This window comes from Bacillus sp. N12A5 (assembly GCF_026790125.1).
Lineage (GTDB): Bacteria > Bacillota > Bacilli > Bacillales > Bacillaceae > Bacillus.
Map to the genome: position 1 here is coordinate 91,221 of NZ_JALAMR010000016.1, position 15,468 is coordinate 106,688.

A 15,468-nucleotide genomic window follows, 5' to 3' on the forward strand; every position below is an offset into this window, starting at 1 on the left:
ATCCCCCTTTTTGTTACTATATGACAGCGTGTTTAAAAAAAGAAAGCCTCCCGCTCACTTTGATGCGGAAGGCTTTATGATTACGATGCCTGATCAAGCACTGGCGGTTCTTTTCGTTTTGACGAATTGTCCGGCCTTTTCTGCTCATAAAATCGCAATAAATCTCCATAAATGATTTCATCAGAAAGTGATAGCTCCTGTTTCGCTTTATCAGCAAATGCTTGACATTGTTTTGCCTCTTTTAGCGGCTTGCCGGTCTCTTTGTCATAACAAACACCGTCAGTATATACAACCTCATCCGTGATAAAGCTCCCGTCCCGGAGCACCGTAAAGTCCAGTTTTTCATCTGAAAGCAGATCGTTGCCAAATTGAATGTGATCTTTCGTATCAATCCCTAAAAGATTCATCAGCGTCGGCCTGATATCAATCTGTCCGCCTACTTTTTCAATCGTTTGCGGCTTTTTATCGGTAATACCGGGAATATGGATGACAAGCGGCACTTTTTGGAGCTGCACTTCTTCAAATGGTGTAATCTCTTTCCCTAAAAATTGTCCCATCGCATCATTATGGTTTTCCGATATGCCATAATGATCACCGTATAATACGATAATAGAGTTATCATATAATCCGTCTTCTTTCAGCTTTTCGATAAACCGTTTCAGCGCCTCATCCTGATAGCGCACTGTCGGGAAATATTTGTTTAGCGTTTGGCTGCTTGAATCATATTCATCAATCAATTGATCCTCTTCATCAAGATCAAACGGGAAGTGGTTCGTGAGTGTGATCAGCCTGGAATAAAACGGCTGAGGCAGATTTTTCAACAGCCCTGAAGACTGCTCAAAAAACTCTTTATCCTTCAGCCCCCAGCCAACTGAATTTTTGTCAGTTACATCATACGAGTTTATATCAAAAAATGAATCATACCCAAATGAGTCGTACATTAAATCCCGATTCCAAAAGCTTTTATTGTTAGCGTGAAGCACAGCTGAATAATAACCGTTGTTTTTCAGAATTTCAGGTGCGGCAACGTATTCGTTGACCGCATTTGTAAAAAACACGGCGCCTCGTCCAAGCGGATACAGTGAATTGTCCACGATAAATTCAGAATCCGATGTTTTCCCCTGGCCGGTTTGGTGGTAAACATTATTGAAATTGTAGCTCTTTTTGATAAAGTCATTTAGAAAAGGCGTGATTTCTTCACCATTTACCTTTTCATTGATTACAAAGCTTTGCGTCGACTCCAAGGATACGAGGATGACGTTCCTTCCTTTTGCTGCGCCGAATAAGCTTTTGTTGCCATCTTTCGCATTTGCGGTTACGTAGTTCTCAATTTCCGTCAGGCTGTTGCTGTCAGCCAATGCCCTTTGTGCGGACTGCTTTGACTGAAGAACTCCGTCGTAAATATGAAAATTAAACAGGCTGATGTTTTTCACCAGCATTTCCCTGTCAAATGAGCGTGTCAACAGCTGAGGTCTTTCCGCCTCAGACAAGCCCAGATTGAAGAAATAAACAGAAGCAACGAACAGAAAATAAGCCGCCCGTTCATTTTTCGTAGAGGGACTGTCTGATTGAAAAGCTTTTTGCCGGATGTGAAGCCATATTAAAACCGCAATATCTACTGCCAATAGGAGGTCTGTCGGCTCAAGAAGTGTTCCAATGCTGCTTCCGAGATCACCCATATTGCTCGTTTGAAAAAGAACAGGGATTGTTAAGAAATCATTGTAAAAGCGGTAAAAAACCATATTAGCCAGCAATACAAACGTGATAAGACAGCTCATCGCGATAATGTAGCGATTTCTGTTTTTGCCTTTCAAAAACAGGCTAAAGCCAAAAATAAGCAGCAAAAAGCTCAATGGGTTAATAAACAGAATAAATTCCTGCGTCAGATTGTCGATTTTAATATGAAAACTGGTTTTGTATACAGCATACGTTTTCAGCCACATCAATAAAATGGCAATCAGCATAAACGAAATCTTCGAAAAAAACGTTTTTCGCATTACAACCTCCTATGCAGCACGCTAAAAAATCAGTCTATTCCCAACATTCTCATTAACATATCAAATTAAATCTTAACCTGAACATAACGAAAAATCAATTTCATTTACACAAATTTAACAATTTTGGTGTTTCAGCCATTCATTTTTAGCGATCCAAGCGCCACCGATAACACCGGCATCATTTCCAAGTGCTGCGATTGAGATATCAGCCGCTGCGGCTGCACGCGGAAACGCGCAATTGCGGAATGTTTTTTCGACTTTAGATCTCAGCAGTTCTCCGGCTCTCGATACGCCGCCGCCTAGAACGATTTTTGACGGATTTAGCGAGCTTGCCAAATTTCCTAGCACCAAACCAAGGTGCTTGGCTACATAATCAACGACTTCAAGGGCAATTTCGTCACTTTCCCCTGCCGCTTCAAATACATCCCGCGCTGTCAAATCTTCAATTGCTTTTAAACGTGTCGTCTGCTTAGCATTTGCTATTTTCTCTTTTGCAATTCTTACAATTCCTGTAGCAGACGCAATCGTTTCAATACAGCCCGTTTTGCCGCAGTTGCACGGCGCTCCGCCTTCAGGAATGCTGCAAATGTGGCCGATTTCCCCGCCGGCGCCGTTTATGCCATGTACAATTTCACCATTTACAATGATGCCGCCGCCAACTCCTGTGCCAAGCGTCACAAGAATGACGTCCTTCGCGCCGTCACCCGCTCCCTTCCACATTTCCCCGAGCGCAGCAATGTTCGCGTCGTTTTCTATAACAGCCGGAATGCCGGTTTCTGTCTCCAGATGGTTCTTTAACGCATAGTTTTTCCACCCCAGATTTACCGTTTCATAAACGACTCCTGCCGCCATATCCACAGGGCCTGGTGCGCCCATTCCGATGTATTTGAGAATATGCTTCGGTTTTTGCAGTTCATCCAGCTTGCTGTCGATTGTTTTTGCGATTGTCACAGTTATGGTGTCGCCGGTTTTATCAGTCGGGACTTCCCACTTATGCTGAATTTCACCATATTGGTTAATAAAAGCGAGTTTAATCGTCGTTCCTCCCAGATCAATGCCCGCAAACCATATCTCGTCCATTATTATCACCTTAGCCTTTACATAAATCTTTTTCGTTTTTTTGTTTGCTCCAATTCTTTTCGAAGGACAGCTGCCGCTTTGGCCCACTGCTCCTTTTCAATCATATGATTCATGTATAATTCCTTTAATTCTTCCAGCATAAACTCAATTTCAAGCTCTCTATCTCCAAAGTAAACAATGTGGCCAAACGTTTTTAACAGCTGCTGCACATCATAAAATGTATTCATTTCCCTCACCATTCTTGATCTTAACTATTTAAGCGTATTCACCTGGAAGCAGCCAGTCAAGAAGAAAACGCTGACAAAAAAGCCAGCCTCCTCCCTCTTGGCATATTCCATTCCTTATGATTCTTTATTATTTTCAATTTGCTGCTGAAGCTCTTTGTAGCGCTGCTCGTTCGGCTCCAGTTTTACAGCCGACTTGATGGCCTTCTCTGCCTGAGCAAGCTCATTTTTTTCCGCATACAGCAAGGCTAAATAGTAATATGAGGAGTGGTCTTTAGGTTCTTTTTCCACTGCTCTTTCCAAAAGGGGAATCGCCTGATCATATTCACCGATTTGAATATCAGAAACTGCCAGGATTTTCAAAAGATCGACCGAGGCATCTTTTTGCTCTGCTTCCGCGTTCAGCAATTCCGTTACTTCTTCATACTTTCCTTCCTGATACAGCTCGCTTGCCTGCTGAATCAGCGCTGACTCCTGGTGGGAGGGCGAATGCAATCCGTCATATAAAAAACCGGCCGCCAAAGCAATCAGCACAACTGCTGACAATAACCTTTTCCCCAAGGCTCCGGCTTTTGGCAATCCTACTGCTGCAGCGGCGAAAAAGCCGCCAATCAAGCCGCCAATATGTCCCGAATTATCAATATTCGAAACCGCAAAACCAAAGCCCAGATTGATAATAATAATGACAATAATATTGGTTCCAATGGTTCTTAAAAACATTTTCCGATTTGACAAAGCTACATACAACAATGCGCCTAAGCATCCAAATATGGCTCCTGAAGCGCCAGCAGAAGGATACGGGCTGAACACAAAGCTCGCGATCGAACCTGTAATGCCAGCCGCCAGATAAATCAGCAGAAACCTGCCTGATCCGTACATCCGCTCAACGGCTGTACCAACCGACCATAAAGCAAGCGTATTAAAAGCTAAATGCGCTATGCCGATGTGAAGCACAATCGGAGTCAGAAGCCGCCACCATTCTCCGGCTGCAATCAGACTGTTTTCCTTTGCCCCAAAAGCGACCAGGGTCTCTGTATTTGTGCTGCCCCCGTTTATTTCAAGCAAGAAAAACATCAAAATCTGAAGCGCAATGAATAAATATGTAAAGATTGGTTTTCCGTATTGAAAAACCGCCGCTTCATTTTTTCTTCGTTCTTCTTGTTTCCGCACGAGCGAAAGGAAGCGTTCTCTCGCCATTTGTGCGTCTTCGAACGAATTATGGGCTTCAGTGCATTCTTCTCCACGAAATGATGGAAAAACCGCTTGAAGATCACCGCGGAGCATCGTTCCCCTCACGATCGCCGGCTCAACTGATACAGGTCCCTTCTCAAAAGTCTTTTCGGCGATCCCTTCCCAGGCATCAACAGGAGCATCTGCTGAAAAAAACACATTCAGCAGCCTCAGTTGGCGTTTGCCAAGCGACGCCCGAATTCGTTCTACTCGATCAGCCTGCTCTTCGATATCTCTTACCATTTCTTGCCGAAAATCAAGATCATGTCTATAAAGGCGAACCAGATCGTAAGAAGACTTTCCGGGTGCTTCCAGCCATATTTCATCTGACTCACCGGATTGTATGACACCATACCCGCTATTCACTAGGTGCGCCGCAATGTTCCAATATGTATACTCCAACAAATACATGTTTACCGCTCCAATGGTTTTTTTTCATTATAACAGCTGGGCGCTCCGAACGCCTACTGAAAGCAAAAAATCCCGTTTTTCACGGGATTTTAGAAGGCTTGCTGTATAAACTTATTGCGGATAAACGGAATTCTTAAAAAGAGATGGATAAAAGACCGCCTGATTCCCGGCTGGCTGAGCACGGTATTCATGAGACGGTAGCGGTTTTGATAAAACATAACGGCAGAAACAGCAAAAATGGCATAGATCATAAGTTTTTTCATCATATCCCTCCTGCCCATAGGGTTTGTTATTCTTTCTTATTTATTCTTGAATAAGGTGTAGGAAAGTTATGAAAAACAAGAAATGATCCGATCCTCTGTTATCAGCTTATGTACCGGAATGTCATGCGGCAGGCGGGGAACGTGCGCAAACAGCTGGCACTCCAAAAGTAAAGAAGCTGTCTTCCCTTTATAACTGCTTAAATAACGGTCATAATATCCGCCGCCAAAACCGATCCTAAACCCGTCAGTATCAAAACAAACACCAGGAACAAGCATCAAGTCAATTTGTGATGGTTTGACTTCTTTTGTTTTTTCAATCACCGGCTCAAGCAGTCCGGCGTAGACGGTTTCGAGCTGATCATCGGTCTGATATGTGCGAAATTGCATGTTCTTCGTGCCCGGATCACATTTTGGTATACAAACTCGTTTCCCTTTATCCCAAGCCTGCTCAATAATGGGACGAGTCGGTATTTCCAGCCCTTTGGAGATCGTAACGGCAATGGTGCTTGCCTTTTCCCACTCCGGCTGTAAAAACAATTGCTTGTACACCCGCGAAGTTTTTTGAAGAAAATCATCATTTGATAAAGCAGATAGGGCTTCCATCGTCTTTTTTCTTAATTGTGATTTCATCTCTCATCCCCCTCGGAATAGAAAAAAAGCCAGAACCTTTTTCAAAGCTCTGGCTTTTTTCTTACACCTCAAACAGCTGGGCTGTTATTTTGTTTCACGGTGTAACGTAGATTTTTTATCACGTGGGCAATATTTTTTAAATTCAACGCGGTCTGGATTGTTGCGTTTGTTCTTTTTAGAAATATAGTTACGCTCACCACATTCAGTGCAAGCCAAAGTAATATTAACGCGCATTATTTTCCCTCCAAACTAAAATCATTTACTTATTCAGACTTATATATAATACCACTATAATGGACGGAATGCTAGGCTGTTTTTCAATGAATTACTGAATTATTAATGATACGCTGATAAAGCTGTAAATATGATTTCGTAATGAGCCGGGGATGATGAAGTTTAATCACCTGTTCTCTGCCTGCTTCTTTTATCCGGCGGGCTTTTTTCTGATCCTTTAATAGCTTGTCCAGCAGATCAGCGGCTTCCTGTGTGCGCGTAAAATCGAGGGTGATTGCCGTTTTGTCATGAACCGCATAGTCACAAAAGCCGCCTGACGGAGACACGGCAGTCAGAGCACCTTGTTCCATGCTTTCTTGTACAGCAAGTCCAAACGGCTCATAAAAACTAGGGAAAACAGCCAGTTCACAGTGAGACAAAAACGATCCGATATCTCTTCTAGCCAAAAACGGCAGGAACATGACATGTTTCTTGAGGTTCAATGACGCAGCCAATTTCTCATAGGAGGCCAGAAACGGCCCTTCCCCAGCCAGTACCAAATATAGGTCAGGCTGATGCTGCCTCAGGATTGCAAACACCTTTAACAGCTGTGAAAACCCTTTTTCAGGAACAAATCTTCCAAAAGAAAATAGGAACCTTCTATTCATGCTCCTTAGAATTTGCCCCTTCTCTTCCTCCATAGATGCAGGGCTCGGGATAACGGATATGTTTTTACATGCAGTCTTATCAAGAGACCGTTTCATAAAAGTGCTTAATACAATCAGTTCATCAGCGGATTCTATAAGGAGACGTTCGGTCTGCAGCCGGTATGGATGCGGTGCTTCTTGGCACGCCTTCTTCCTCTCGCTTTCAAGACCGTGGATTGTCGCAACAAATGGAAGAGCAAGTCGCTTTTTCAATTCATGAGCGGCAGGGGCTGTCGTGTCGTCATGGGCATGAATCAGATCAAAACGATCATTGCAGGATAACACATGCTGAACCATTGTAAAGTTGGCATCAGCTATGAAATCTTCAAACTGCTCATATGAAAACATCTTCCTGCTTGGAGTGCAAACCGTTATGTTGATATGCGGTTCTAGATAGGAAATAAGACGATTTAAATGGACACCGAGCCCGCTTTTTGGCTCTTGAGGATGTTCAAGAGTCAGCATGAGAACGTTCACCGTTCGTTTTCTCCTCTCCCGTAACAGGTATAGGCAGAAAATTGCTTCTCCCAGCTGCTGCGCGCGTCCCCAGGCTGAAAGCTGTTTATCTCGCAAACCCCATTTTCTTCAAGATAAATGTCCCCTGTATTGGCGAGCCTGAGGGAGACATTCATTGAGTTAATGATTTTGTATTCAGCCCGATATACAGCATTACCCGCCGCATGGCCAATCGTCCATTTCCCTTTATGATACGTTGTGCGTTTTGTCCTGACAGCTTCGATGCCTTTTCTTTTGATGACAATGCGCAATTCTTTTATCATATCCTGAGGTTTTTCAAAAAGCACCGCTTCAGCCAGCCGCATTGTTTCTTCTGAGATCTCCCAGCGTACGGTCAAGGTATGAGCGTTTTGAATCGCTATGTCGAATGTATCCCTAAAAAAGGACAGTTCATGTCGTATATTATAGGGTAGTGGGTATTTATCCATGGACTCCTAACACTCTCCTTTCCTATCATTCACTCGGTGTTCCTATTAAACCATTACATATAGAGGAAGCAAAGAAAGATTTCTCGACAAAATCTCGTTTTTTTCGCGAATTCCTTTAGAATCCATTGGTTTTATGGTATAAAAAAGAAGGATAAAAAAAGAATAGAAGGTGATGAAACGTGGAAATTGCTATTATTGCGTTGTTTATCGTCAGTATAGCGCTAATTGCATTCTCATATTCTCAAAGAGATCCGATGAAAGATGTAGAACAGGAACTCGAAACCCTGCAGCTTTCTGCAATGCAGGAAATTTACAAGCTCAAAAAGAAAATGACAGTGCTTGAGGAAGAATTACTGGAAACAAACCTTGTCATCCGCAAATCAAAGCATAGCGATATCAATCAAAAGATCGCCAAACAGATACTTTCTAAATATAATAACGGCATGTCTGCTGAAGCAATTGCTAAAGCTGAGCATGTATCAGTGGAAGACGTAAATACGATTATTAAAGATAACGAGAAGGTGCTCGTATGACAAAACGGGGCATTCAGGCATTTGCTGGCGGCATCATTTTAGCGACAGCCGTTCTTGCAGCTGTTTTTTATCTGACTGATGAAGATCAGGCCGCTGCTGTAAAAGAAAGTAAAACAGTAACAGAGCAAGACGTGAACAATTACCTTGATTCTAAAAAAATGGTTTCTGTGAACCGTGATGAATATCAAAAACTTCTTGATTCAAAAGAGAAATCGTTGACCGATGACAGCAGCTCAGACACAAAAACAGACAAAGTCAAAACGTACAAGCTCAAAATTAAAGATGGCATGAGCACTGCAGATGTCTCGGCTATCCTTGAAAAAGAAGGCATCATCTCCTCGGCTCAAGACTTTAATGACTATGTCATTGATGCCGGCTATCACAAAGAAATCCGCGCCGGCGAGTTTAAAGTGAAATCAGACATGAGTTTCAAAAAGATCGTAAAAACGTTAACACGATAAAAAACAGGCTGACTGTCAGCCTGTTTTTTTCATCCAAACTTTCCTGTAATGTAATCGAGGGTTCTTTGATCCTGCGGGTTAGAGAACATTTTATTCGTATTGTCGCATTCAACAAGCTCGCCCATGTAGAAAAAGGCGGTTTGATCAGAAACCCTTGCTGCCTGCTGCATGTTATGTGTAACGATGACAATCGTATATTTATTTTTCAGCTCGAGAATGAGCTCTTCAATTTTTCTCGTTGAGATGGGGTCCAGTGCAGATGTCGGCTCATCCATCAGCAAAATATCAGGATTTGTCGCAAGCGCTCTGGCGATACAAAGACGCTGCTGCTGGCCGCCTGATAGCGAAAGGGCGGATGAATGCAAACGATCCTTCACCTCATCCCATAACGCCACGTCCTTTAATGACTTTTCCACTATGTCCTGCAGCTTCTTTTTATTTTTGGTGCCGTGGACTCTCGGTCCGTAAGCCACATTATCAAAGATAGATTGCGGAAACGGGTTCCCTTTTTGGAAGACCATGCCGATATTTTTTCGCAAATCCACGATATCCACTTTATCCTTTAAAATATTGCTGCCATTATAGTTCAGCTCTCCTGCAAGCTTTACATTCGGCGTCATTTGAATCATTAAATTCAATGTTTTGATGAAAGTTGATTTCCCGCATCCTGATGGCCCGATGATCGCCGTGACCTCGTTTTCATGAATGCTCAAATTGATATTTTTTAAAGCATGGTGCTGTCCATACCATAAGTTCATTCCATTGACTTGATAGACTTCGTGTTTCATTACAGCTTCGGTAGCAATACTCATTGCCGCCCTCCTATCCGAATTTCCCGTTAATATAGTCCTCTGTCTTTTGCTGCTTCGGACTTGTAAAAATCTGTTCTGTCTGTCCGTACTCTACAAGCTCGCCGTTTAAAAAGAATGCCGTCCGGTCAGAAACCCGCAGAGCCTGCTGCATATTGTGCGTAACAATGATAATCGAGTATTCGCTTTTCAGTTCTGTAATTAATTCTTCTATTTTTGCATTTGATATCGGATCAAGCGCTGAAGCTGGTTCATCGAGCAAAAGTACAGCTGGCTTCATCGCAAGCGTTCTCGCGATGCATAAACGCTGCTGCTGGCCGCCTGACAACGAGAGTGCAGATGAATGCAAACGGTCCTTCACCTCATCCCAGAGCGCTGCTTTTGTTAAGCTTTCTTCCACAATCTCATCTAAAACGGCTTTATTCCGCTCTCCTGCATATTTCAATGCATGTGTGATATTCGCATAGATCGATTTTGGAAATGGATTCGGTTTTTGAAAAACCATTCCGATTTCTCTTCTTAAGCTGACAACGTTAATGTTGCCACCCAGTATATTTAATCCTTCATAAAGGATTTCACCTTCAGCTCTTGCAGAAGGAATTAAGTCATTCATTCGGTTAATGTTTCTCAAAAAAGTAGACTTTCCGCATCCGGATGGTCCAATCAAAGCGGTCACCGCATTCTTTTCTATATCCATGTTCACGTGATGAACTGCTTGCTTATTTCCATAAAAAATAGACAGATCTTTCACTTCGAGCACGTGGCGCTGCTTCGGAACGATGACAGCACGCTCAGGTTTTTCTTTTACCATTTGTTCAGACATGTTTTTCGCCTCTTCCCGTTCTAATTTGCCGTAAGCTTTTTATAGATCATCGTGCCAAGCCATCTCGCTGCGAGATTAAACACAAGAACAGAAATCACCAGAACTGCAGAACCTCCGTTGGCGATCGCTTCAGCATCCGGAATCATTCCTTGCGTATTTACGTTCCAAATGTGGACCGCCAGTGTTTCAGCGGGCCTGAAAATATTAAGCGGCGATGTTTCCGAAAACGGGTTCCACTCTGTAAAATTAAGACGTGGCGTTGTCAGACCGGCAGTAAACAATAAGGCCGCCGCTTCCCCGAACACCCTTCCTGATGCTAAAATTGCCCCTGTGATGATAGAAGGGATCGCACTTGGAATTAAAACGGTTTTTACAGTATGCCAGCGTGAAACTCCTAAAGCGAGTGAGGCTTCCTTCAGATCTTTAGGAACTGAACGGATCGCGTCTTCTGTCACACGCACCATAACAGGCAGGTTAAAAACAGTTAACGCAAGCGCCCCGCCTATGATCGTATATCCCCAGCCTGTTAAGTTAACAAACATCAGTAATCCAAACATTCCAATGACAATAGACGGAAGAGATGAAAGCACCTCTATACATGTTCTGATGAAATCAGTCACTTTGTTATTCGGCGCGTACTCAGCCATGAAGACTCCGCCGCCCACACCGAGCGGGATTGTAATGAGCATTGTAATAAACAAAATATAAAAGGAGTTAAACAGCTGGTCGCGTATACCTCCTCCAGCTGCAATCGCACTCGATTTTGTTGTAATAAAATCGAAGCTGAGCTGAGAAACACCGTTGATAAGAATATAGGAAAACAAGCCTACTAGAATTGCAGCGATAACGGCTGCACACAAACCAAACATTCCAGTCGCCAGTTTATCTGTTATTTTGCGGTTCATTACACTTTCCTCCTAGATGACAAGTAGCGAATAAGCAGGATGAACAAGAATGACATCACCAGAAGCACAAGCCCCATTGACCAAAGTGTATTATTTTCAACACTGCCGTATGTGGTGTGGCCCATATTCAGCGTGATGATCGTGGTAAGTGTTCCCGCAGTGTCAAACAGGCTTTCCGGCAATACTCTTGTATTTCCAATGACCATCTGAACAGCCAAAGCTTCACCAAATGCCCGTGCCATACCAAGCACAACAGCTGTCATTAATGTTGGAAAAGCTGCAGGCACAAGCACTTTTCTGATCGTCTGCCATCTTGTCGCGCCAAGCGCGTAAGAACCTTCTCTTAAACTCTTCGGTAGAGAAGCCATTGCATCTGCAGAGATCGATGTGATAGTCGGCAGAATCATGATAGAAAGGACAATCGTTCCCGCCAATAAACTGTGCCCTGTTCCGCTCGATTTGAACTGGGCGATAAACGGCACCAATACTGTAAGACCTATGAATCCATAAACAACAGATGGAATGCCGACTAAAAGCTCAATCACCGGCTGCAGCACTTTCTTTCCCCAATTCGGCGCAATTTCTGTCATAAAAATCGCACCTGCAATACCTAGCGGCGCAGCAATGAGGGCAGAAAGAATCGTTACTGCAAATGATCCAAAAATAAAGGGCAGCACTCCATATTTCGGATCAGTATCTGTAGGGTTCCAATTTAGGCTCGTTAAGAATTCAATTGGGCTTACACCATTTACAAGAAAAGATTGCAGCCCCTTAACGCCGAGGAAAATAGTAATCGCAACAGATGCCGCAATCATAATAAGCGCACAAGCTGTCACTATCATTCTTCCTCGAACTTCATCCAATTGCCGATTTTGCCTAGAGCTGATTAAGCGCTCGCTCACAGACATATTTTCTCTATTGTTTATCATTGTTTTACACTCCTATGAATGTGTTAAGAGGAGAAACGGTTGTCCCCGCACTCCTCTTTTTATTAAGATCAGCTTTGCTTCCCGTTGGCATCGCGTGTCACTTTCATATCAGTAACCGGAATGTAGCCTTGGTCAGTAACAATGCTTTTTTGAATGTCTTCACTCTTTAGATAATCAAGAAATTCTTTAGCTAAATCTTTCGCTTCACCTTTTGTATAAGAATGCTGATAAGCCCAGATCGGATACTCGCCAGTTGTGACATTTTTCGCTTCAGGTTTTACACCGTCAATTGATAGAGCAGTTACTTTGTCATCTGTTAAATATGAGAATGCAAGATATCCAATCGCTCCAGGAGTATCAGCAATGATTTTTTTCACCGTGTTGGAGGAATCTTCAGTAATGCCTTCTGCAGGTTCTTCTCCGTCTAGCGCATATTTCACAAATGTAGCACGTGTGCCAGAAGAATCAGGACGGTTTACAAGTGTAATCTTTTGGTCTTTGCCGCCGAGCTCTTTCCAGTTTTTAATTTTACCAGTGAAGATTTTTTTCAATTCATCTTTTGAAATATCCTTCACACCAGCATCAGGGTTTACAGCTGCTGCCATACCAACGACTGCGACTTGATGATCGACAAGCGCTTTTGCATCGATGCCTTCTTTTTCTTCAGCAAAAACGTCCGAATTCCCGATCTGAACAGCTCCTTCAGAGACTTGAGAAAGCCCTGTTCCAGAACCGCCAGCTTGTACCTGTATATCGGCATCAGGGTTTTCTTCCATAAATTTTTCTGCGGCTGCAAGTACTAGTGGCTGCATAGCCGATGAACCAGAAATGGTTAAAGAACCTGATGCTTTTCCTTCTCCTTTTGCAGAATCGCTATTCGATTTTTCACTTTCTCCCGCATTTCCGCATGCCGCTGCAATGATCATAAAAGCAGCCATCAGAAGCATAAGCACCAATTTGTTTTTTTTCATTTCCTGAATTCCCCCTGCGTATAATGTGTAATTTGTCCTACACGTATAGAGTAAAGGTTCTATGTAAAAAGGGTTTGAACCGAATGTTAAGGTTTTGTAAATCAGTGCGTTTTTTTGTATAAAAAAAACGCCCACATCATGTGAGCGTTTCTTTTTAGTTATCAGAAGACGTTGTGTTTTCTGCGTTTTCTTCGATTTTATCTTTATTCTTTTGCTGTGTATCTTCTTTGTCCTGCTTCGATTTCAGCTCAAAATATTTATCCATTACCTCTCTGCCGATTTCGTTTGTAATGGTATATTTAGCGCTGTAATCAATATAAGCCCAAGGTACTACAACAGAGATCGCAATTTCAGGATTATCAGCCGGCGCATAAGCGACAAGTGTCGTATTATAAGTCGCTGTTCCTGTTTTTGATTTATCAGGCCCGTCATAGAACGATTGTGCTGTTCCTGTTTTCCCGGCAGGCTGATATGATGCTGACGCAAATTGGCTGGCAGCTGTCCCTTTTGTCATCACTCGTCTGAATCCGGCCTGTACTTCTTTAATGTATTCACTCTTCATGTCGATTTTGTTCAGCACTTCCGGCTGAACGGACTGCACGACAGCACCAATTCCTTTTTCAGCATTAGGTTCTCTGACTTCTTTTACTAGCTGAGGCTTCAACCGGTAGCCGCCGTTTGCAATCGTTGATACATATTGTGCCAGTTCCAGCGGTGTATACGTATCATACTGGCCGATTGCATAGTCAAGCAAGAATCCCGTTAATCTGTCTGTACCTTTATAGCCTGTCATTTCATTCGGAAGATCGATTCCAGTTTTAACTCCCAATCCAAATTGGCTGAAGTAATTCCGGAATGTATCAAAGGCCGTTGTATCAATCGGTAAAGCTTGATGCGGTTTATATTCACCTTTTCCGAGTGCAATCGCCGTTTTAAACATAAATACGTTGGAAGACTGCTCTAAGGCTCTTTGAATATTGACCGGTCCTAAGTTCGTCCATGATTTTTTACCATTTTTATCCTGTCCGATATACAATGGTTCATCCTGAAACACTGTATTCAGGTTGATGGCACCGGTTTGCAGGCCCGTCAGCACGGTTGCACCTTTGACAGCCGAACCCATGGCATAAGATGACGTCATATTTCCTAGCGCGTAATCATCAATTTTATATTTCCCATTTTCTTGTTTAATCTGCTTACCCGCCATTGTCAGCACTTCACCGTTTCTCGGGTCCATCATTACAACGAATGCCCGGTCTAATAATTCAGTGCTTGGTCTTGCTTTAGCTGATTTGAGATTCTTCTCAATGATTTTTTCCACTTCTTTTTGCAAATCAATGTCAATCGTAAGTACGAGATCTTTACCGGCTTTGCCCTCAGAAACGGTTTTCGTTCCCGTGACATTGCCGTTTGAATCCGTGATGTTTTCCACCTTTGCTTTTTGTCCCTGCAGAAGGCTTTCGTATTGGTATTCAATATAACTTTTTCCGACCCTGTCATTTCGGCTGTAGCCAAGTGATAGATAATGATCAAGCAAGTTGGACGGAAGCCCTTCATCAGAGCTGGAAACACTTCCGAGCACTGAGCGAAGAAGGTTTTTATACGGATATTCACGTTCCCAATCGGACGTGACATCAACACCAGGCAGTTCGTCTAAATGTTCACTTACAACTGCCATTTCTTTCGCTGATACATCTTCGTTTTTGATATATTGGGGGGTCAATGCATATCCTGAATCCATCTGTCTTTTGATGGCGAGGATTTGCATGTCTTTATCCGTCAGTTCATTCAGCTGCTTATCAGTAATCCGTTTTAGCTGGAGCTGATATAAATCGTCATCGGATAAAGTTTTGTCTTCAACCTGCTGTCTTTCTTTAGCGGTAATCAACTTTTTGGCTTCTTTCGGCCTAGTTAAAATCCAATAATCCTTTTTATCCCGTTCTGTTACTTTTTTTGTGTCAACCTTAATCATATCAGACAGCTTTTTTGCAATTTTTAGACGCTGCTCTTGCGTGGTCGATTTAGATCTGGTGTATGTGATTGCATTTAAAGCCTTATTTGTCACGATGGCATTAAAGTTTCGATCATAAATTTTCCCGCGCGGCACCGCTGAGCTGACTTCACTTTGCTCCTGTTGATTGGCTTGATTTTTGTAATCATCGCCTTGCACGATCTGCTTAATGCCTAATTCCACAATGATCCAGGTAAATATAACAAAGGCAGCTAAAAATAAAATATTTAACCGGATCGGAAGCGACTTCTTTTTCTCTTTATGATTTTGCTTTTTTGGTTTATTTCTCCTCATAACATCACCTTTTTCTATTTACAGAAAGAAAAG

The 15,468-nt window shown here is 42.8% G+C and carries 17 protein-coding genes; 2 read left to right on the top strand and 15 right to left on the bottom strand.

What is annotated here, in order from left to right; all coding sequences use genetic code 11:
* Positions 1-80: 80 nt before the first annotated feature.
* The 9 genes from MOC09_RS16155 to MOC09_RS16195 form a co-directional block, all read right to left on the bottom strand.
* Positions 81-1,997: an LTA synthase family protein gene (locus MOC09_RS16155; protein WP_268371097.1), complete on the bottom strand. Its 1,917-nt coding sequence runs from the start codon at positions 1,995-1,997 to the stop codon at positions 81-83.
* Positions 1,998-2,111: 114 nt separating this feature from the next.
* Positions 2,112-3,077 carry a glucose kinase GlcK gene (gene glcK, locus MOC09_RS16160; RefSeq protein ID WP_268362432.1) on the bottom strand — a complete coding sequence of 322 codons (966 nt, stop codon included), beginning with the start codon at positions 3,075-3,077 and terminating at the stop codon, positions 2,112-2,114.
* 17 nt (positions 3,078-3,094) lie between these two features.
* Positions 3,095-3,304: a YqgQ family protein gene (locus MOC09_RS16165; protein ID WP_268362434.1), complete on the bottom strand. Its 210-nt coding sequence runs from the start codon at positions 3,302-3,304 to the stop codon at positions 3,095-3,097.
* A gap of 114 nt (positions 3,305-3,418) precedes the next feature.
* On the bottom strand, positions 3,419-4,942 hold the full coding sequence (yqgP, locus tag MOC09_RS16170) for a rhomboid protease YqgP (RefSeq protein WP_268371099.1): 1,524 nt from the start codon (positions 4,940-4,942) through the stop codon (positions 3,419-3,421).
* 89 nt (positions 4,943-5,031) lie between these two features.
* Positions 5,032-5,205 carry a hypothetical protein gene (locus MOC09_RS16175; RefSeq protein WP_087990719.1) on the bottom strand — a complete coding sequence of 58 codons (174 nt, stop codon included), beginning with the start codon at positions 5,203-5,205 and terminating at the stop codon, positions 5,032-5,034.
* Between the two features lie 66 nt (positions 5,206-5,271).
* Positions 5,272-5,835, bottom strand: a complete 564-nt coding sequence (locus MOC09_RS16180; RefSeq protein ID WP_268371101.1) for a 5-formyltetrahydrofolate cyclo-ligase — start codon at positions 5,833-5,835, stop codon at positions 5,272-5,274.
* Positions 5,836-5,919: 84 nt separating this feature from the next.
* Positions 5,920-6,069: a 50S ribosomal protein L33 gene (gene rpmG / locus MOC09_RS16185; protein WP_003153056.1), complete on the bottom strand. Its 150-nt coding sequence runs from the start codon at positions 6,067-6,069 to the stop codon at positions 5,920-5,922.
* A gap of 83 nt (positions 6,070-6,152) precedes the next feature.
* Positions 6,153-7,232, bottom strand: a complete 1,080-nt coding sequence (locus MOC09_RS16190; RefSeq protein ID WP_268371103.1) for a glycosyltransferase family 4 protein — start codon at positions 7,230-7,232, stop codon at positions 6,153-6,155.
* A complete protein-coding gene (locus tag MOC09_RS16195; protein WP_268371105.1) occupies positions 7,229-7,699 on the bottom strand; it encodes a hypothetical protein in 471 nt (156 codons plus the stop codon). Before MOC09_RS16195 ends, MOC09_RS16190 begins: the two co-directional genes overlap by 4 nt.
* A gap of 179 nt (positions 7,700-7,878) precedes the next feature.
* Here MOC09_RS16195 and MOC09_RS16200 point away from each other — a divergent pair, with 179 nt between their 5' ends.
* Both MOC09_RS16200 and MOC09_RS16205 read left to right on the top strand, forming a co-directional pair.
* Positions 7,879-8,232 (top strand): hypothetical protein, encoded by a 354-nt coding sequence (locus MOC09_RS16200; protein ID WP_003226272.1) that lies wholly within the window; start codon positions 7,879-7,881, stop codon positions 8,230-8,232.
* Complete coding sequence (locus tag MOC09_RS16205) at positions 8,229-8,693, top strand: endolytic transglycosylase MltG (protein ID WP_014477349.1); 465 nt, start codon at positions 8,229-8,231, stop codon at positions 8,691-8,693. The genes MOC09_RS16200 and MOC09_RS16205 overlap by 4 nt, the downstream gene beginning before the upstream one ends.
* Positions 8,694-8,722: 29 nt before the next feature.
* On the opposite strand, the gene pstB (MOC09_RS16210) is transcribed toward MOC09_RS16205, so the two are convergent.
* The 6 genes from pstB (MOC09_RS16210) to pbpA all read right to left on the bottom strand — a co-directional run bounded on the left by pstB (MOC09_RS16210) (position 8,723) and on the right by pbpA (position 15,435).
* Positions 8,723-9,505, bottom strand: a complete 783-nt coding sequence (gene pstB, locus MOC09_RS16210; protein WP_268362449.1) for a phosphate ABC transporter ATP-binding protein PstB — start codon at positions 9,503-9,505, stop codon at positions 8,723-8,725.
* Between the two features lie 10 nt (positions 9,506-9,515).
* Positions 9,516-10,325 (bottom strand): phosphate ABC transporter ATP-binding protein PstB, encoded by an 810-nt coding sequence (gene pstB, locus MOC09_RS16215; protein WP_268362451.1) that lies wholly within the window; start codon positions 10,323-10,325, stop codon positions 9,516-9,518.
* Between the two features lie 20 nt (positions 10,326-10,345).
* Positions 10,346-11,230, bottom strand: a complete 885-nt coding sequence (pstA, locus tag MOC09_RS16220; RefSeq protein ID WP_268362454.1) for a phosphate ABC transporter permease PstA — start codon at positions 11,228-11,230, stop codon at positions 10,346-10,348.
* On the bottom strand, positions 11,230-12,159 hold the full coding sequence (pstC, locus tag MOC09_RS16225) for a phosphate ABC transporter permease subunit PstC (protein ID WP_013308020.1): 930 nt from the start codon (positions 12,157-12,159) through the stop codon (positions 11,230-11,232). The genes pstA and pstC overlap by 1 nt, the downstream gene beginning before the upstream one ends.
* Before the next feature lie 68 nt (positions 12,160-12,227).
* Positions 12,228-13,130, bottom strand: coding sequence for a phosphate ABC transporter substrate-binding protein (locus tag MOC09_RS16230; protein ID WP_268362457.1), 903 nt, complete (start codon positions 13,128-13,130; stop codon positions 12,228-12,230).
* Between the two features lie 154 nt (positions 13,131-13,284).
* A complete protein-coding gene (pbpA, locus tag MOC09_RS16235; RefSeq protein WP_268362460.1) occupies positions 13,285-15,435 on the bottom strand; it encodes a penicillin-binding protein 2A in 2,151 nt (716 codons plus the stop codon).
* Positions 15,436-15,468: the final 33 nt, after the last annotated feature.